We start from the raw sequence: 18,558 nt of genomic DNA on the forward strand, positions 1-18,558 counted from the left end.
AAACCATGACAAAAACTAATGCAATACTCCTGATTGGGAGATCAGGACGAGGGAAATCTGCCTTGGCTAATGTAATTACTAGCACTGATAAATTTAAAGAAAGTTCAGGTAGTGTCAGTGAAACCAAAAAAATTCAATTTGAGAAATTTGAAGAGAACAAAATTAATTATCAAATAATCGACACTCCGGGCATCGGAGACACTAAAATGTCAGATAATGAAGTATTAGACATCATTGCTGAAGCAGTCTATTTGGCCAAAGATGGCATTAGTCAAGTATTTTTTGTTACTGATGGTCGATTTGACCAATTTGAGATGGCTACTTATGATTTATTAAGAACCATTATTTTTGATGAAAAGATTACTGAGCATACTACTATTACTCGCACTCGATTTGAAGATTTTAAAAATAAAAAAAAATGTAAAGCGGATATTGATTTAATGGTTAAAGAAGCCAAAGAAAAAAGAACCGAGTTAGAAAAAAGTATCGTTGCTGAGGAAAAAGAAATGAAAAATCTGTCCTCTGATAGTGCTGAATACCAAGAATTATCGACCAAGACTGAAAAAGCAAAAAAGGAGTTATCAGCCACTAATTTAGCCGAGATAATTGAATCTTGCCAAGAAAAAGTTGTTTATGTAGATAATCCGTCAATAAAGATTGCAGGTGCTGATGAAGAAGAGCTAGAATCAAACAAAAAAGCAAGAGGTAAATCTAGGAAAATATTACTAAAACACCTAAACGATAATTGTCAAGGAGATTCTTATAAACCAGAAAAATTAGCCCAATTAAGTGAAGCAATTGCCGAAGACTATTTTGAATACCTAAAAAAAAAAGAAGAACTCCAAAAAGAGTTAGACAGTTTAAAAGAAACCAAACCAATTAGCACCCAAACTCCTGAAATTAAAGGTAATGAACCTAAAAACACTCCATCAGAACCAATTGCTGAAAAAGATAATAGTATCGCAATCATTAGCATTAATGAATCAATTGCTCAACTCCAAAACACAAAAGCAAGATTAGAAAAAGAAATCCAAGAAAAAGAAAAAACTATTCGCCAAAAAGTTTTGAAGCATATTTTTAATAATTATGAGGGAATTTCTAAAGAACTAGGGGGTGATATCTTTTTAAGCAGTGTGGCTGGTGAACACAATTGGCAAGAAATTCATCCAGAATTCGCTAATAAAGAAACAGTGTTAAAATGGCTAAAAGAAGGATTTGATTACGAACAAACTAAAAAATGAACCACTGCTTTAAATGATTTTAATCCTCAAATTGATGCTGATTTTTGTGCTTGGTTAAGGGATATCAAAGAATTAACTGCGGAAGGAATAAAAAGAACTAGTTATCTTCAAAATATTGAACGATTAAGAAGTGAATATGTTAATTATTTACAAAAAGAAACTAAAATACTTGACGAGCATAGTAAGCAATTAAACAAAAGAGAAAATAAAGAGTTTATAAAAGATTACCTACTTTTCATTCAAGTACTAGTTAAAGATTTACAAAATGTGATTACTGATCTTGAGCAATCAAAAGATGAAAACATTCAGCAAAACAAACAATATTATCAAAAACTGAAGCGAGACTATGAAGTTAAAATTAATCAAATTGAAAGTTACTCAGGAGATATAGAAAAAACAAGAATCTTTTTGAAAGATTACTTAAATTTGATGGGTGAAGGAATTGATAATTGTGATGAAGCAATTAGTTCATCTATAAAAGGAGAAAAACAATACTATCAGGAAGCAAAACAAGAATACGAAGTCAAAATTGTCCAAGTTCGAAATTATTTAGAAAAGTGAAAGTAAAATATAAATATAATGAAAGCAGTTAATAATTATTGAAAAAATAAATATGAAAAAGAAAAAAACTCTCACGAAGAAAATTATCAAAAAGTGTTAAAAGAATTAGGGGAAGTTAGTAGTAATTATGAAGAACTTCTAAAAAAAAGTGAAATCGAAGTCCCAGAAGTTACTATATCACCTGTACTAGATCCAGAATTTGCAATACCAACTAGCAAGTTATCAAGGGGGGATATGAGACTTGCTTCTGAAGTAGGTGAGAAATTATTAATAGAAATAAAACGACTACAAGCATTATTACAAGAAAAGGAAGAAAGAATAAAAGAGCTTGAAACAGAAAAAGCTGGTTTGGAGCATAACATCGAGTATCATAGTAAGCAGCTTCGAGCCAAGGAAGAGGCAGAAGAGTGACTTAAGGATGTTAATTGAAATCTTGAATTAACACAACAAGAGCTGTCTAGAGAATTAGAAGAAAGTCAACAACAGTTAACCAAAACTCGTGCCGATTATGCTAAAATAGAAAAAGCTCTTGCAATTTCTACAAATGTAATTGAGCAATTAAAGGATAAAGAAGAAAAATTGATAACAACAGGTTTTCAAGTTCTAAATCAGCAACAAAAACCCCAGGTCCTCCAACCAACTACTCTTCCTTATAATCCTAACAAATAACTCCCTCTAAAAAAAAGAACCAAAAAAAAAATCCTTCAAGCATTAATCCGCTTTGGGTTTCGTGAATAAAATAAAAGTGTAAGTCTTGGCGGACTTTTGCTTTTTGGCTTGGTTCATATATTAATTTTAGCGTTTTTAGCGTTTAACTAGTTTGTTAAAACTAGTCAGAGTTTCACCCAGTTTATTTTCTTGTTTGAAAGTCAGAGTTCATTCTTGTTGAAGGCTCTTAATACTACTTTTTACTTATATACCTTATCGTGTCGCATTGATTAATGAGCTTTCGTAGGTCTCGTAAAATGCGAGACTTGGAGAGGGTATTTTGGAGTGGAACGCTAATTGTTTTTTCTTGGAAAAAGTGGAGGCAATGACCGCCAAAAATAATTCATGGATAGTCAGTTTTGGTCTTTTATTTTACCTGTTTATTTATTCTTGGTTTGGCTGATTTTTGGGGCAACTGTGGCTTTTATTTACTGATTAAAAAAAGATAACCAAAGAGCGGCAAAGTGATTTTGTTATTAGTATGTCAAACAGGATTTTCCTAATACGAAAAAAATTTGTAAAAACTTTTAAAAATTAATAATGAATAATTATTTATGGAAAATTGAAAAGATATGCATCCTGATTTTACTGCGGAGTTAAAAAAACAATGAGAAAACAAAAACTTTACTTATCAACAATGTAAAGAATGAATAAATGTTGGCTTAAAACCCCAAGATAGCAGATATGCTGCTTGATTACGAGACGAAATTAAAATATCTCCGACCGAATTCTCTGATGATGATTTGTTTAGAGAACAATACCAAGAATATTTGAAAAATCAAACTCCTGCTTCTGACAATGAAAGTGAGGACGAACAACTTTCCCTAGCCAAAGCATTTGCTCTGTCTCTTGGTATATTTGATTTTGGTGATTTATTTTCTCTTAAAAAAAGAAAAATATCCGACCAAGAGTTAGAAAAATACTTATTAGAAAAACGCTTGGAACTCAAAAAACACTTTCCCTTTAATATCCAAGAACTAACTACTGAAAAAGCCCGAGACGACTTTGGCAATGTTTCCCGTAATGGCAGGGTAATTACCGCTTCTCTTTCCAAAGACTTAACTACTCTTGCTCTGGCTAATGGTTGAGATGATAACATAAGCAAAGATGGCAAAGAACTCAAAAAAAACATTTTAATTCTTAATAAAGAAAATGGTACTGCTTCTAGCCATTGGGAATGTAATGATTTAGATAAGCAAATCAGAGATAAGAAAGAATTATACATAATCCTAATAAAAGATAACAATTGAGTAGACTGAAAAGGCAGAGTTAATAATGTAATAGACCAATCAAGCATGGTTAAAGCCAGGGTAAAACCTTCACTTTATTTGTTAAGTAAGAAAAAAGCTTTGGAATTTTTAAGAGAAGAAAATAAGTTTGAAAGAGAAAAAGACCAATTAAAAGTTTTGGTTAAATTAAAAACTGACATACCTGGTGAAATTGAAGAAGTGGTTCGCTTTGAAACTTGATGGAACAAAAATTTAGCCACAGTAATTAACGATGATGGAAACCATTGAGTATTTTTATTAGTTTACGAGCAAGGAAAAAACAGCGAAAATCCTTATGTGTTTCCTGTTGACTATTCTTATCAGGGTGATTATGGTATTTATGTAAAGAAAAGAGAAAAACATAGTTGTCTGTCAGATGCTCAAAAAGAAGCCGAGTGATTGAGAAAAATGTTAGATGGGAAAAATCCAATATTAGTTGTTCATCATCTAGCCAACGATTATGACAGTTTTTATTGAGTAATAAATAATCCTTATGTAGAAAAATACGAAGTAGGACATCACGAGAATAATACTTTTTATTGACCGAGTGATTTAGATTCTCATATCAAACCTTTAAGTGTTATTAGAGTGGAAAAACAAAATACGGCATGAGGTAAGAAGTATTATCATGTTGGTGTTTACATAGGCGACAATAAGGTCTTTCATATTTATGATTACTGAAAAACCAGAGACATGAAAGCTCGGATTGATGATATTAGGACTTTTTTAGGAGATGCCAAAGGAACGCAAAGAGTTGGATATCACATAGAAGTGTTTCAACCTATCATACCATTTAGGGAATGAAAAAAAGTAATTCGTAGTATTGTTTGAGCCAAAGAAATTAAATTTTGAAATGGGAGATATTGTTTGGCTAATCGTAATTGCGAACATTTAGCAAACATGATGGTTTATGGTATTAATTATTCAAAACAAGTAGCAGAAAGTCCTGCTGGATCCAGAGTTGGTTGTAAAATGAGCGGATCTGCTTGTCTAAAAACTGGTTGTGGAAACTTTAAATCTAATAATGGTAAAAAATCCATTTGTTTGAGAAATGAAATAGACGAGGTTAATAATAAATTTTACGAAGCAAAAGAAAATAATAAAGAAGTCAGACAATTAGAGGCTAGAATTGTAGTTCCAAACAAAATACCGAATGAAAAGTGTGGAATAATGTAGAGTATTATGTTGGGTCCAGAACTAAATTTATGACCTTTTATTTTTATACTAACTCTTTTAATTTTTCCATTATGCTGAATTGCTTATCTATATTTTTTTTGGGACAAAGATAAGCAAAAGAAAAAACTTCTTTTAGTAGGAATTATTATTTTTGCTACTTGCTTTTTACTTAGCCTTTTTTTAACTTATTGATTTTTGCTTCGCTAAAAAACAGATTAGAGATTATTAAATGTCAAACAACAAATTCTTTTTAATTCTTTTATTTTTCCCTCTTTTGCTGGCGTTTTTGCTTGGGTGAGTTATTTATTGAAAATTCTTTGGTAAAAAGCAAATCCAGCAACAAAAACAAAAAAAAGAATGAGTAAAAAAGACCCTAGCCCATATTAAAAACTTTTCTCCTGCTCGCTTAAAAAATAGACGCTGGCAGAATATTAGCAAGAAAAAGGGTAAAAAACCCATAAAACATACTAAAAATAAACAAAAATAACTATTATGAACCAAAATAAAACTACTTTTCCTTCTCCGGAAGAATTAAAAAGAGTGCGAAAGGAAATTTCTCGTTCTAATCACCGTGTAAATATTGGTTTAAGTTTAAATGCTACTCCCACGGAAAAAGCCAAATATGAACTGTGCCAGGATATAGCTCGTTATCAGCGAGAAAATAACTTGACTGAAAAGAAATTAGCCCAAAAATTAGGAATTGAGGAAAAAAAAGCCGAATACATTTTATTCGGACATATTAATAAATTTACTTTAGATAAACTAATTGATTACGCTAATAGTCTCCATATTACTACGGAGATAAGAATCCCGCTACCTTATGAGCGAAAAGAAACCACCCGCCACGCCGTCTAATGTTGCTACTGGTAAAAGTTGTGATGTGATAATTAACAACCAACGACGCACTAAACTAGCCATTAGCCATGATTACGAGGACCAAAATGAGAAATATAAAAAAGGGTTAGCCAAGCGAAGTATTAAGTTAACTCCTGAGGAACTAGCCGAAAGATTAATAACTGATGAATTAATTGAAAAGTTGTTTATTCCTCAACTCAACGGCAAAGAATTAAGACACCATAGCGTTAATCGTCACTGAGAAGCCTGGAAATATTATGCTTTTAGTCCGGTTTATGATAAACGAGGCAAAGAGTATCGAATAGTCTGATTTTTAGATGACAATGACCCGCAATTTTTAGGAATTGTTGATTGTTATCGGATAAGAGGAAAGCATTAAAAAATTATTGAAAATAATTAAAATTATCCATATGAATAATGACGCCCAACAACATATAAACCAAATCACCAAAAAAGCCAAAATTAGATATTTAGACATTAGCAATAGAGACCTTTCCGGTAATGCTGATTTAAGTGAATTTACCACCCTCCAAAGTTTAAATTCTTATAATAATAAGTTTGAAAACTTGGACTTTTTAAACTCTCTCGCCAACAAATCCCAGTTAAAAAAACTTAATTTTTGGCAACCAAATTAAAGAAATAGATTTTGCTTGATTACTGTCTACTTTTCCTAATTTAGAAGCCATAAATGTTGAAAATAACCCAGTAAAAACCAAGAATCTAAATAATCTCACTAGCGAACAGTTTGCTAAACTAGTCCAAGGAATTAAAGACAAAAAGTTCCGTGTAGTTTCTTGGCAAGGCACAGTTTTAATGGATTTACTGGAATATGCCAAGAATTTAGTTAATCGCGGACACACTAGCCATAACGCTCACTTGGCACAATTACAAGAGATAGTGAACCAAGAAAGACCATAGAGAGCAGAAGTTAGAGAAGTGGCGGCAAATAATAGCCAAAGCAACGACAAATTTCTTAATAGCAGCACTTATTTACTAATTGGCGGTTTGGTATTGTTTTGTTTAGCAGTCTTAGCAATTGGTTACTGATTAGGTAAAAGGAAAAACAAATATTTTGAAAAAGATTAAACAATGCTCTTCCTGAATTAAGAAGAGGCAACCGCCAATTAAAAAAATAGTTGAGATAGAAAAACAAATTAGGGAATTGGAACAAGGAAAAAAAAGCAAGAACCAAAAAAGGAAAATATTGTTTTATTGTCTATAAAAATAACTATTATGACACATAATTTTGAAGAATTTAGAAATTGACTTTTGGCTAAAATAGCAGAAAGTGAAGAAAATAAAAACCAAGCAGGAAGATACGAAGAATGATTACAAGTTTTAGAGAACGAAGATAACTGAAAAAAAGCTTGTTTAGGAAAAGCAAGAGAAAATCCACAAAAACCTTTAATTGGTTCCGGAATAGAGAAATTTATTTTTGAATGAATAAAAGAACAAGACCGGAAGACTATTAATTTATTAGCAGAGAAATTAGGAGAAATCCAAGCCCAAGGAGAAAATGTTGATAATTTAACTACTCAAATCCAAGAATTACAACAAAAACTTAACCAACAACAACAAAGCGAAGAAGTTTTTAGAAATAATATTGAAGATTTAACAAATCAACTAGACACTGCCAGGCAAGAATTTCAAGAAAAAATAGATAGACAAAAACAGGAATTGCAAAGTCAAATCAACCAATTAAATCAACAGAATATTTATCAACAAAATCAGCAGACTATTACTAATCTTAATAGTTCCCTAACTATTGCTAATAATACTAACGGTCAATTGCAAACAGAGAATCAATCTCTCCAAACTCAATTAGAGCAAACTAAAAAAGATAAAGAGAAAGTAGAGAAAGAACTAGTAGACTTAAAACAGGAGCACCAAGAATTACAAAACCAAGTCCAAGCCCTAATGGCAGAAATAAGTACTGGTTCGCAGCAAATGGCTTTTATACAGCAGAGGGAATAAACAATCAGCAGCAAGAGCAAAAAACTCACTAATCATAAAATAATTAAGGTTTCCAATAAATAGCCTTTATTTTTAACCAAAAAACCATTATGTAAAAACGCTAAAAAGGTTAACGCCCTTCCAATTAAAAGTGAATTGCTAACGCAGTGATTTGGTGAGTATTCTTTAAAATAATTCTTTTTCTTGGGTTGTTTGCCACTAAAAGGAAAATAGCGGCTGTTTAATAATTGAACTAGTTTCATAATTAATTCATGAGTGATGCCATGTTCTAAATGTTTATCACAGTGAGAACTAATGCAGAAATATTTAATTAAGTGGTCATTGACCATAATTTTTTGGTCTTCTAGCGGATAAAGAAAATAGGTAATTACTTCTTTTTTGGCTTTTTTGGGGCGATGTTTCTTTGCTCGTCATGGAATATAATGTTTTTTAAAGCAACAAAGCCTTTCTGCTTTAAATCAACCCCCTACTCTTATACTTTCTTCACCTCCCCTTATATTTACCTAACAATAACTGCTGAAATTCCCCATTTTCCCGCAAGCATTTATTACAAATCAACTTTTCCTCACCAACTTTATCAGTTCAAAAGCGTATTTGGTTGCGGTTTTTAACTCCTTTATCTTTTTGCTTACCAACTATCACTCCTTCACAAAAACTACACCAAGCAAAATAATTCTTGCTCGCGGTTTTCTTACTTCTCTGATAACTCAGCCCACTCTTAATTACTTGGTCGGTGATTTTCTTTTGCTGTTTTTTAGTCAAACGCTTCTTTTTCCAACCGCACCACAAGCAATTCACCGGCAATTGCTCATAAGCCGCCTTTCCCGGCTTATTCTCTAAACGATAAATCAAACACTTATGACACCGGGGACACAGCCACAAGTTAACTTCTCTATGTGCTAACTCACAGTTCTGTTTACAATAATAGCATAAGTTCAGTTTCGTTGGTCAGCCGCGTTCTTGCCAAAGTTTTTGATAACGAGGGGTTTCTGGGGGTTTTAGGTTCCAAAGTGAACTCACTGGCACCAATCTAATTTCTGGTGAACTGCATCACTGACAAGTAGGAGTTTTGAAATGTTTCTTTCCTACTCTTTTTAAAGGAGATTTATTTATCTCTTTTGAATTAAAAATACTCCTCTCTAACAAATTATCACCTTTGCTTTTCATAGAGATATTTTTAATATCTGTCCGTCTATTGTCTCATTTAAAAAAAAGTAGCAAAAAAAATTTTCCTTCAAAAACCCTATTTTGCCCCATTTAATAAGGAAAATTAAAGGATTTTCCCTATTTAATACTTAAAACCTGTGCTTTGGATACAAAAAAGCACAGGCAAAAAAAGGAAAAAACAGCATCACTTATTAAAAATTTTAAGCCTCAATCATTATTATTTTTTTTTTATTAAGCCCGGAGGGCTTTTTGGACTGTGAAACAGTCCAAGTTATATAAAAATTAAGGCTGAATGTGCGGCGAAAATAGGAGAAAAAGAGTGAAAAACGCAACTTTTTTGTAATATTTACGCCGAATTGGAAGCCCCGAAGGGAATTGACGACCGAAGGGAGTCAACCCGAGGGGCGACAACGGCGAAAGAAGGAGTCAACCCGAGGGGCGACAACGGCGGGTTTGAGGGAGAAAGGTGAGGAAAATGCTGAGAAATTTCAATTTTTGGGGGGAAAATGGGGGGTCTGGGGGGATTTTCTTTTTTTTTGCTAATAATTCAGCAAGAAACTCAATTATTAAAAAATTAGGGAGTTTTGGCTCCCTTTTCTTATATTCTAAACCACTTTTCATTTTTTACCCCATGCCAGATTCACCAAGCGAAAAGAGCAACTACCAAAGAAGAGCAAGGTTTTTCTCCCCTTCCAACCTCTGGTTTTATCAGTTCACCTTTGGAAAAAATTCCTTTTGAAAATTTATTTCTTACTCGAACCCGGAATTCCATAAACTTCTTTTTGAATTATTTGTTGAGCTTGCATCATATCAACTTTATGGTTTTCTGGCCTTTTATTATTAGTTTTCACTTCATTTTTTCCATAATAAGAAGCTTTTCGATACTCAACTATCGCATTTTCTAGTGATTTTATGTCATTAACAATTCCTCATAGTTCACTTTCTTCTTTGCCTTTGTCTAAATCTTGAATAAGTTTTTCCCGTTCTCTGACTAATTCATCAACATCTATTTCATAGTTACCATCTTTATCATATTCTTTTAAAAACTTCTCAATTCTTCTACTTAAATCTTTTATCGATTTGTTTACCGAACCTTCTTCTTTCAACTCATCAATTTCAATCGGAGCAAGTATTCCTAGCAACTCGTGATAATTATCTAAAAAATCATCAGCATCTGCCAAAAAGTCATTTCATTTTTTTCCTTTGGTCTCAAGTTTTCCTCCTATACTGGAAATTGCTAATTCGGTAAAGGGATAAATGGCTAAAATTCCTCCACCAATAGCACCGTAATCCTGAAAGGTTAGGATAGCACCTACTACTGCGGAACCACGACCAATGAATTGAATACCATAAGTTACTCAACGTTCTTTTCGTAGTTCGCCAGGAGATTGTAGTTTGCTTAGTTCACTTGAATTATTTTTTTTCTCACTTGTCAACAAGTCTCTGAGGTTATCGTATCAGTCATTTTCGAGTGACTTTTCCCATTTATTAATAAATTGCTTAACATTATACCCCGAATGACAAATAATCTTTCCAAAGGAATGATAGAAGCAATCATGTTGTTTTGTTTGTCTACTCGTCATTTATCAAGATCATAATATTTATCATCTTCTTTTCTTTCTTCTACTAGACACCTACTTTTATCTAATTCTTCCATAATTTTGGTTGATTGATGAGGATAATTACTATTACAATAAACTTTTTTACAACTTTCTGGCAAGTACTCCAATCCTTCTCTCAGGTTGGTATTGCTAATGTTTAATTGTTCCAATTTATTCAAACTTTCAAGAGGCTTTAAGCTTCCTTCAAAAGGGCAATTGTTAATATCTAAGTGGATTAATTCTTTAAAAGAAGTGAATATTCTTAAATCTTGCGAAAGGTTGGGATTATTTTGGATTCGCAATACTTCTAACTTATCAACTGATTGAAGAAGGTTTAAATCACGTAGTGCATTCTGGTCACATCTAAGTCCGATTAACCTTGGACAATCACTTAAATCAAGATTAGTTAATTGATTACTTGAACAATCAAGTTTTTCTAAACTACTAAAACCTTTTAATCTTAATCCTCCTTTTAAGTTTTGTTGGCTAATATCTAGTTTGGTGATTTCTCCCCTTTCTTTGCACCCATTGTATCATCCATAACTGCCATCTCAACCCTCATCAGTGGTCATTCTTTGACATTCATCTTCTTCCGGATATTCTTTATCCAGCCACTGTTGAGCCGAACTATTAACAAATTCTTCTTGTCAAGTTCTCCAAGACTTTAAAAGATTAGCAAAATCATAATTATTTGGTTCTCCAAATTTTCTTAGTTCTTGTTCAATAGCTTTTACTTTAGCGTCTTTTATTAGATTAGTTGAGCAATGAAATTCTTTTAAACTACTTNAAAACAAAACTCCAAAAAGAGGCGAAATACCAAGTATTCCCCGCCGAGGGGAAATCTGATTAATAAAGTGTGATAAAATTAAGGAGTTCTCCAAAGATTACCGTCCTGGTTTAGTAATCAGTAGTGATATTCAAAATGAGTATGACAATTTTGTAGTTGTTGCTATGATGACTACGGATGATTTAGAAAATGTTCGTTTGTTCGAAGTCTTTATCAAAAATACTCCGGAAACTGGTTTAGACGAACCTAGTAAAATAGTTCTTAATCACCCTTTTACTGTTTTTCGAGAATTAAGGTTAGAAAAGTATTTAGGAGTAGCCAGCAGAGAAACAATGGAAAAGGTAAAAGTGGCTTGGAAAGTTGCTTTTGATAGTGAGGAATGATAATTACAAAAAATTAAGGGTTTGCCTCATTAATATTGAAAAAATAGCAGATTTACAAGGAAATTTAGCAGTATTTTCACTTTTAAAAGCCTTAAAAATTACTCATTTTTTAAATATTTAGGGAAAAAGAGCAGGAAAAGGGCTAAATTTCATTATTTTCACTCAAAAATGGGAAGAAACAAGGATTTTTTGTAATATTTTTCACTGAAATTGAGAGGAAATGGGACTTGCGGGCAAAATTTTCTTTGGTTCTTTCTTTTAGACTAACAAAAACTTTTATATGAAACTAAACCAAAGAGAAACAACTAAACCAAAAAGAATAAGTGATAAACAAATGAGAGAATTGTTGTTAAGTTTAAAAAAAGAAGCAGAAAACACTCCTGACGAAGAAGGAAGTTTTAGTGTTGAAGTAATTTGTAGCGGCAAAGATATCGCTAAAAGTAGCACAACATTCAAACCAAAAAAATAAAATGGAGACTTATTTTGAACATCTAATTAATGCCACTTATCAAGCTTACCAGGACATTTTAATTAAAAAACACGGCAACATTTATCCTCTACGCTCCGCAGTAGTCAAGTTTGGTGGATTTCAACTAAGTTACAACTGACACGGCAGAACTAGACTAGGAAAAGAAGAGATAGGAAACTTAACCATTTACACCAAAGAAATCCATTTAAACATTCTATTTGCTTACTGTTTAGCCGGATTAAAAAGTGATATTCCTAACTTTACCGACCATTTTGGCTTTCGCAAACTAATCAACACTATCGCCCATGAATTAGCTCACTGTCTTATGGCTAATTATAAACTAAATTTCGGTCAAAAACACGACGAAAGACACCAAGAGCTAACCCAAGATATTGAAGCTTTTCTGTGAACTCTCTATGAAGTAAAAGAGTTAGAAAGATTACAGGGATTGAAATAAGTGAAGTTATCAAACCAAAAGAAGATTTTGGAGTTTATTTTCCCTTTTTGTTCCTATTTTGTTGATTTGGTTATTAAAAATCTTTTTTTTCTGAATCCCTTTCAAAAAATTCAAATTACCTTCAATTAATTCTTCTAAACTTCTTACCTCATCGGCTTAAACTTAACCAAATTACTTAAATCGCTATCTTTAATATATAAAGCAGTAGTACTAATTCTAGTATGTCCCAAAACCTTCTGCAATACCGGTAAAGGCATACCATTTAAAGCATTATAAGTAGCAAAACATCTTCTTAAAGTATGGGGTTCAGATTCAATATTCTCAGCAATATTTAATTCTTTTCTAACCTTTCTCAAAAATTTAAAAAAACCAAACCGAGTAGCTGTGTTGGGTTTTCAATTTCTCTTTCTTAATTCCTTAATAATTTCTGGTGAAATATAAATCCATCTTTCTTTGCTTCTTTTGCCCCGCAATAAATACAACCCTCTATATTCAGGATTCTGGTGTTCCATATTTAAATCAAATCTCACTGCTTCAGTTATTCGTAAACCTGCTTTTCAGCATAAAAGAAATAAACATTCATGTTCGTTTTTTTTGGTTTCACCTTTTTTTCCTGGTCGACTAATAATATAATCTCAAATCTGCTGTAAAAAAAAGGCAAAATATCAAAGCAGGAATGTAGGCAAATATAAGAATACCAGTTAATAAAACCAAAGAAACTCTGTTTAGGTATTCTTTATTGGTTCATCTCCATAATTTGCTATTTTATGTCTAAATTTTAATTTTATAATAATAAAAAATAATAATTAAATGAAGAAAAACTAAAGTAGAAGCAAGCAAAGTAGGAAAAACTAGTAATCAATCTGCTCATGAAGATTTTTGGGGATAAAAAAATCTACTAATTAGCAAAAATAAAGAAAAAGTAAATATGGGTATAACAATAATCGAAATTAACTTGTCACAACGATTCAAATATAAGATAACACAAGCAAGCATAAGTAAAAGATAACTAATCATTAACCAGTCTCATCAAAAAACGGCTGCTTTTTTGTGCTTTTTAATCTGTTGTTGAATATGATAGATTTTGTATACTAGAGAGAAAACAAGTAAAATAACTCATAAAGGAAAAAAAATAAGAAAATAAAAAAGATATCCTAATGGTTCCATGTAAATTTATTTTACAATTTTATCAAAAAAATGAATAACAACAAGAATACGAAGAAGAGGATTATATTTGGTATCCATTTTCTTTTGTTTTTCTTTTGTTTTATTATTTTTTTCTGTCAACTATGTTTTCACCCGCTTAAAGAACTAAAAGAAAAAACAAAAAAATGATATACAAAAAAAAAACAATACAGCCAAAAAAACAATTGAGGCTATTGAACCCAAAAAGAAAGTAATCAGCATAAATATCTCTGTGATGCTTGTTTAGTTAAAATCTTAAATGGCAAAAGATTTGATGCTTTTGATTGAATTCCTGCTAATAAGGCGGCTAATTTTAGGTCTTATTTAGCCAGGGGTGATTTTAAATTTAGTTAAAATCTCTTATATGAATAATGACGCACAACAACATTTAAACCAAATCACCCGTAAAGGACGCATTTATTACCTAGATATCAGCAATAGAGACCTAGCAGGAAACGCAGATTTAAGCGAATTCACCACTCTCCAAAGTTTCAATGTGGCAAATAATCATTTTGAGAACCTTGATTTTTTAAATAGTTTACCCAATAAAGATAAATTACAAAGCCTTAATCTTTTTGGTAATCAAATCCAAGAAATAGATTTTGCCAAGTTATTTACTGATTTTCCTAATTTAAAGCGAATCAATATCAGCAAAAATCCGGCTAGTGCGAAAAACTTAAACAACCTAACCAGCGAGCAGTTTAGCAAAATCATTGAAGGTATTAAAACCAAACAAATCCAACTTAATTGCTGAAAAGGCACTGTGCTAATGGATTTATTGGTTCATGCCAAAGAATTAGTTGGCAGAGGCAATACTAATCAACAAACCCAAGCTCATATGTCTTACTTGCAAGAAATAGTTAGTCAGCCGCAAAAAACAGAAATCAGAAAATCAGCACCAAATAATAGCCAAAATAACACCAGAAGCCCGAATACTAGCATTTATCTATTAGTTGGCGGCTTAATTCTTTTTAGCCTAGCAGTATTATGAATTGGTTACTGACTAGGCAAAAGAAAAAAAGTCGCCGCAAATTCCATGGCGGAGTAAAATATTAGTATAATCTTTTAACCAAAAAACCATTATGTAAGGGCTACGCCCTGCTTACAGTTAAAGGGTTAAAAAAGAGTTAGTTAAGAGTTTATGAGAATTAACTAATAAGGAGAAAAATTGATTAATTAAACAACCCCAGGAGGTATATTTTATTTTTAAATAATATGCTTCCTAATTTACAAGTTTTAGAAAGAATTAGCCNGCTAATTTTAGGTCTTATTTAGCCAGGGGTGATTTTAAATTTAGTTAAAATCTCTTATATGAATAATGACGCACAACAACATTTAAACCAAATCACCCGTAAAGGACGCATTTATTACCTAGATATCAGCAATAGAGACCTAGCAGGAAACGCAGATTTAAGCGAATTCACCACTCTCCAAAGTTTCAATGTGGCAAATAATCATTTTGAGAACCTTGATTTTTTAAATAGTTTACCCAATAAAGATAAATTACAAAGCCTTAATCTTTTTGGTAATCAAATCCAAGAAATAGATTTTGCCAAGTTATTTACTGATTTTCCTAATTTAAAGCGAATCAATATCAGCAAAAATCCGGCTAGTGCGAAAAACTTAAACAACCTAACCAGCGAGCAGTTTAGCAAAATCATTGAAGGTATTAAAACCAAACAAATCCAACTTAATTGCTGAAAAGGCACTGTGCTAATGGATTTATTGGTTCATGCCAAAGAATTAGTTGGCAGAGGCAATACTAATCAACAAACCCAAGCTCATATGTCTTACTTGCAAGAAATAGTTAGTCAGCCGCAAAAAACAGAAATCAGAAAATCAGCACCAAATAATAGCCAAAATAACACCAGAAGCCCGAATACTAGCATTTATCTATTAGTTGGCGGCTTAATTCTTTTTAGCCTAGCAGTATTATGAATTGGTTACTGACTAGGCAAAAGAAAAAAAGTCGCCGCAAATTCCATGGCGGAGTAAAATATTAGTATAATCTTTTAACCAAAAAACCATTATGTAAGGGCTACGCCCTGCTTACAGTTAAAGGGTTAAAAAAGAGTTAGTTAAGAGTTTATGAGAATTAACTAATAAGGAGAAAAATTGATTAATTAAACAACCCCAGGAGGTATATTTTATTTTTAAATAATATGCTTCCTAATTTACAAGTTTTAGAAAGAATTAGCCAGAGAATTCAGAGTATCCCAAATAACCACGGAGAATTTAAGAGGAGAGAACATTATGGACTATTTTTGTTATGTTATCAAGCAGGCTTGCGAGTAAGTGAAGCAATAAATTTTGATTTGTCAGCTAAAACTCACCGGGGCTTATTTTTGATTAAGAGCAAAGGCAAGAAAAATCGTTATGTTTATGTTCCCAAAAAAGTCATTAGTGAACTAAAAAAATGTGAGTGGAAGCCAAAGCAAACTAATCGTTTTAATTTTTACCACTTCTTGCGGAGAATTAAAAAATCCCTAGAAATCCCTGCTAATACTGAATTAACTCCCCACACTTTGCGGAGAAGTTTTGCCACTTATCATGCCGAAGCAGGATTACCTTTACCATTACTCCAAAAACTTTTAGGCCACCAAAGCATTAGAACTACCGCTTTATATTGGATGAATACTTACCATGGCGACGATGATGACGACACCACTGATATCCTTGCTGGTAAATTCTGACTAGAAAAGCCAAAACCGCCACAACCTGAACCTGACAATCCCGTTAAAGTGAATTTGGATAAATTGCCTAAACCATTAACCCCTGATTTGTCATTATTTAGCCCGATACAAGCAAAGCATTTAACCAAAATCAACCAATTAGAGGAACAGTTAAGTCAAATTCAGAGGGAAAATAAAAGTTTAAAATCAAAATTAGCCCAAGCAAAAGAACAAAACGAAACTTTACAAAGCGATTTAGCAGAGTTAAGCGAGCAAAATTCTCTCCTCCACCAACAAAAAACCCATGTAGCAAAGCAAAAAGAACAAATTCAGCAAGATTTAACCACTACCAAGGAAACAATTAGCCAACTAATCCAAGATTTAGCCAGCGAACAAGAAAAAAGAACCATCGCTGAAAACAATTTCGCCCACGAAAAACAAATCAATCACAATCTCCGCCAACAACTCAAAAACGAGCAAGAAACCAACACTAATTTAACGCAAAAGTTAAACCATAGCGAACAAAACCTCACCAACATTCAAAATGCTTATCAGCAAGCCCTAAAAGATAAGCAAATAGCAGAAAAGCAATTAAACTATCTAACCAATGAAATCAAAAAAGCAGCTCAACAGTTTTACCAGTGACAGAAACTTAATTATTACCAGCAGTTAGAAAGAGAACGCCAGACATTAGAAGCAAAAATAATCCACCCGCCACCATGAAAGAAAACTTAACCAATTGCTTTTATTGCCAAAGTTTAAAAAATTGCTTGTCTGCTGGCAAAGGAAAATGTGCTTTTTGTGGTGTTGAAAATAATCCTCTCTACCTAGTTGCTTATCAGTCCCAAACTACTTTTTTCTGCTGTGGCTGTGCTTGATGGCAATTCCCCAGGAGCAAAAACGAAAAAGATGCTGAAAATAAATGATATCAAAAAAGGAAAAACAGATAAATTATTTTTTTTTTAATTTTTTGTCTTTCTCTTGTGTTTCTCATAACACTCTAATGCTTTTTCTAATACTTCTACATACTTTAATCTTTCTTCATAAGCAATGGATTTTAATTGTTCTAAAAATTCCTTTCTGACTCGGGTTCCTAATTGGTGAACTCTGCCAGTTTTGGTTAAACTTCTCTTGTCAATATTTAAAGAAGTTAAATTTTCACTGGCTTCCAAAGGAGGGGCTTCTCATTTTTTTGGTTTTTTAGTCTTGGATTGAGATTTAGAATTATTTAATGATTTCTCCTCGGTTGCTTCTACGCAGTTAACACAATAGGTTTCAGTCAAAAAACCTGGACCCAGTTTTGGTGAATAAGCCGTTTCGTTTTGGAACTTTCTCTGGCAACTATCACAAATAAAGTTTTGGTTCAAGTGAGGATTTAACTGTTTTTGGTTCATATATATTATTTTATAGCTTCTATATCGTATAGCCTCTATATTTTACTTAAAATGCTTTTAACTAATAACTGAACTTGATTGCTTAACCTTGGATATTTAACTTCACTAATACTTAATCCTTGATTTTGGGCTTCACGATAAGAAACCTTATCTAGTAAGGCAATTGAGAAAACAAAATAACCGGCTTCGGTCAAGTATTCACGGGTGTTTTTTTCTTCGGCATTAGAATTAACACAATTAATCACCAAAGCTAGTTTTTTCTTACTTATTCCTGCTCTCACTAAGGCATGGAATTCCCGAATAGCAGGGTTTAAGTCATCCAAAGAAGGACGGACGGGTTGGATAATTAGGCTGGCATGTTTAGCAATAATTAAGCTTTCTTTGCTAATTCTGGCCGGGCAATCAATTATTAAGTAATCATAGTTAGTTTTGATTAACTTCTCCTCAAAATAAGGTAAAGATTGACAACTAATTAAAGGCTTGATATTTTTCCTTTTCCTTCTTTCGCTTCATTCTTGACTAGTTTTTTGTTGAATATCTAAATCTACTAGTAGAGTTTTTTGATTTTGTTTAGTTAATTCTACTGCTAGCGTTCGGGCAAGAGTAGATTTTCCTCCGCCGCCTTTTTGGGAGAGGATGGCGATTATTGTTGTCATATAA

At 32.3% G+C, this 18,558-nt stretch carries 23 protein-coding genes; 18 read left to right on the forward strand and 5 right to left on the reverse strand.

Annotated elements, in window-relative coordinates; translation table 4 throughout:
• The first annotated feature begins 5 nt into the window (after positions 1-5).
• The 9 genes from GvMRE_RS09575 (at position 6) to GvMRE_RS09610 (ending at position 7,783) form a co-directional block, all read left to right on the forward strand.
• Positions 6-1,808 carry a GTPase gene (locus GvMRE_RS09575; RefSeq protein WP_147410972.1) on the forward strand — a complete coding sequence of 601 codons (1,803 nt, stop codon included), beginning with the start codon at positions 6-8 and terminating at the stop codon, positions 1,806-1,808.
• Between the two features lie 12 nt (positions 1,809-1,820).
• The gene (locus GvMRE_RS09580) at positions 1,821-2,471 is read left to right on the forward strand and encodes a hypothetical protein (RefSeq protein WP_147410973.1); all 651 of its coding nucleotides are present in this window, start codon (positions 1,821-1,823) and stop codon (positions 2,469-2,471) included.
• A 593-nt stretch (positions 2,472-3,064) separates the two neighbouring features.
• Entirely contained in the window at positions 3,065-4,954 is a 1,890-nt protein-coding gene (locus tag GvMRE_RS09585; RefSeq protein ID WP_147410974.1) for a hypothetical protein, read from the forward strand.
• A gap of 229 nt (positions 4,955-5,183) precedes the next feature.
• On the forward strand, positions 5,184-5,441 hold the full coding sequence (locus tag GvMRE_RS09590) for a hypothetical protein (RefSeq protein WP_147410975.1): 258 nt from the start codon (positions 5,184-5,186) through the stop codon (positions 5,439-5,441).
• A gap of 5 nt (positions 5,442-5,446) precedes the next feature.
• Positions 5,447-5,809 (forward strand): XRE family transcriptional regulator, encoded by a 363-nt coding sequence (locus tag GvMRE_RS09595; protein WP_147410976.1) that lies wholly within the window; start codon positions 5,447-5,449, stop codon positions 5,807-5,809.
• Complete coding sequence (locus GvMRE_RS09600) at positions 5,775-6,188, forward strand: hypothetical protein (protein WP_147410977.1); 414 nt, start codon at positions 5,775-5,777, stop codon at positions 6,186-6,188. The genes GvMRE_RS09595 and GvMRE_RS09600 overlap by 35 nt, the downstream gene beginning before the upstream one ends.
• A gap of 31 nt (positions 6,189-6,219) precedes the next feature.
• Positions 6,220-6,444, forward strand: coding sequence for a hypothetical protein (locus tag GvMRE_RS09605; protein ID WP_147410978.1), 225 nt, complete (start codon positions 6,220-6,222; stop codon positions 6,442-6,444).
• Between the two features lie 301 nt (positions 6,445-6,745).
• On the forward strand, positions 6,746-6,895 hold the full coding sequence (locus GvMRE_RS13845) for an EGFR-like transmembrane domain-containing protein (protein WP_172575356.1): 150 nt from the start codon (positions 6,746-6,748) through the stop codon (positions 6,893-6,895).
• Positions 6,896-7,042: 147 nt separating this feature from the next.
• Positions 7,043-7,783: a hypothetical protein gene (locus GvMRE_RS09610; RefSeq protein ID WP_147410979.1), complete on the forward strand. Its 741-nt coding sequence runs from the start codon at positions 7,043-7,045 to the stop codon at positions 7,781-7,783.
• 453 nt (positions 7,784-8,236) lie between these two features.
• Here the strand turns inward: GvMRE_RS09610 and GvMRE_RS09615 are convergent, their stop codons facing one another.
• Positions 8,237-8,950, reverse strand: a complete 714-nt coding sequence (locus GvMRE_RS09615) for a hypothetical protein (protein ID WP_147410787.1) — start codon at positions 8,948-8,950, stop codon at positions 8,237-8,239.
• 137 nt (positions 8,951-9,087) lie between these two features.
• On the opposite strand from GvMRE_RS09615, the gene GvMRE_RS09620 reads away from it, so the two are divergent.
• Complete coding sequence (locus GvMRE_RS09620) at positions 9,088-9,528, forward strand: hypothetical protein (RefSeq protein WP_147410980.1); 441 nt, start codon at positions 9,088-9,090, stop codon at positions 9,526-9,528.
• A 165-nt stretch (positions 9,529-9,693) separates the two neighbouring features.
• On the opposite strand, the gene GvMRE_RS09625 is transcribed toward GvMRE_RS09620, so the two are convergent.
• The gene (locus GvMRE_RS09625) at positions 9,694-10,386 is read right to left on the reverse strand and encodes a hypothetical protein (protein ID WP_147410981.1); all 693 of its coding nucleotides are present in this window, start codon (positions 10,384-10,386) and stop codon (positions 9,694-9,696) included.
• 1,080 nt (positions 10,387-11,466) lie between these two features.
• Here GvMRE_RS09625 and GvMRE_RS14235 point away from each other — a divergent pair.
• The 3 genes from GvMRE_RS14235 to GvMRE_RS09640 all read left to right on the forward strand — a co-directional run bounded on the left by GvMRE_RS14235 (position 11,467) and on the right by GvMRE_RS09640 (position 12,647).
• Positions 11,467-11,724, forward strand: coding sequence for a type II toxin-antitoxin system PemK/MazF family toxin (locus GvMRE_RS14235; protein WP_245939644.1), 258 nt, complete (start codon positions 11,467-11,469; stop codon positions 11,722-11,724).
• Between the two features lie 277 nt (positions 11,725-12,001).
• On the forward strand, positions 12,002-12,190 hold the full coding sequence (locus tag GvMRE_RS09635; RefSeq protein ID WP_147410983.1) for a hypothetical protein: 189 nt from the start codon (positions 12,002-12,004) through the stop codon (positions 12,188-12,190).
• 1 nt (position 12,191) lies between these two features.
• Complete coding sequence (locus GvMRE_RS09640) at positions 12,192-12,647, forward strand: hypothetical protein (RefSeq protein WP_147410984.1); 456 nt, start codon at positions 12,192-12,194, stop codon at positions 12,645-12,647.
• 143 nt (positions 12,648-12,790) lie between these two features.
• Here GvMRE_RS09640 and GvMRE_RS09645 read toward each other — a convergent pair whose 3' ends face one another.
• Positions 12,791-13,333 carry a tyrosine-type recombinase/integrase gene (locus GvMRE_RS09645; RefSeq protein WP_147410985.1) on the reverse strand — a complete coding sequence of 181 codons (543 nt, stop codon included), beginning with the start codon at positions 13,331-13,333 and terminating at the stop codon, positions 12,791-12,793.
• Between the two features lie 511 nt (positions 13,334-13,844).
• On the opposite strand from GvMRE_RS09645, the gene GvMRE_RS09650 reads away from it, so the two are divergent.
• From GvMRE_RS09650 to GvMRE_RS09670, 5 genes are all read left to right on the forward strand, one after another.
• On the forward strand, positions 13,845-14,186 hold the full coding sequence (locus GvMRE_RS09650; protein WP_147410986.1) for a hypothetical protein: 342 nt from the start codon (positions 13,845-13,847) through the stop codon (positions 14,184-14,186).
• A gap of 10 nt (positions 14,187-14,196) precedes the next feature.
• Positions 14,197-14,880 carry a leucine-rich repeat domain-containing protein gene (locus tag GvMRE_RS09655; protein ID WP_147410987.1) on the forward strand — a complete coding sequence of 228 codons (684 nt, stop codon included), beginning with the start codon at positions 14,197-14,199 and terminating at the stop codon, positions 14,878-14,880.
• Between the two features lie 263 nt (positions 14,881-15,143).
• Entirely contained in the window at positions 15,144-15,827 is a 684-nt protein-coding gene (locus GvMRE_RS09660) for a leucine-rich repeat domain-containing protein (RefSeq protein WP_147410987.1), read from the forward strand.
• A 167-nt stretch (positions 15,828-15,994) separates the two neighbouring features.
• Positions 15,995-17,239 carry a tyrosine-type recombinase/integrase gene (locus GvMRE_RS09665; RefSeq protein ID WP_147410988.1) on the forward strand — a complete coding sequence of 415 codons (1,245 nt, stop codon included), beginning with the start codon at positions 15,995-15,997 and terminating at the stop codon, positions 17,237-17,239.
• Complete coding sequence (locus tag GvMRE_RS09670; protein WP_147410989.1) at positions 17,224-17,454, forward strand: hypothetical protein; 231 nt, start codon at positions 17,224-17,226, stop codon at positions 17,452-17,454. The genes GvMRE_RS09665 and GvMRE_RS09670 overlap by 16 nt, the downstream gene beginning before the upstream one ends.
• A gap of 12 nt (positions 17,455-17,466) precedes the next feature.
• Here GvMRE_RS09670 and GvMRE_RS09675 read toward each other — a convergent pair whose 3' ends face one another.
• Together GvMRE_RS09675 and GvMRE_RS09680 are read right to left on the reverse strand one after the other, a co-directional pair.
• Positions 17,467-17,898, reverse strand: a complete 432-nt coding sequence (locus GvMRE_RS09675) for a hypothetical protein (RefSeq protein WP_147410990.1) — start codon at positions 17,896-17,898, stop codon at positions 17,467-17,469.
• A 35-nt stretch (positions 17,899-17,933) separates the two neighbouring features.
• Positions 17,934-18,554: a ParA family protein gene (locus GvMRE_RS09680; RefSeq protein ID WP_147410991.1), complete on the reverse strand. Its 621-nt coding sequence runs from the start codon at positions 18,552-18,554 to the stop codon at positions 17,934-17,936.
• Positions 18,555-18,558 lie beyond the last annotated feature (4 nt).

It is taken from the genome of endosymbiont GvMRE of Glomus versiforme (assembly GCF_003546845.1).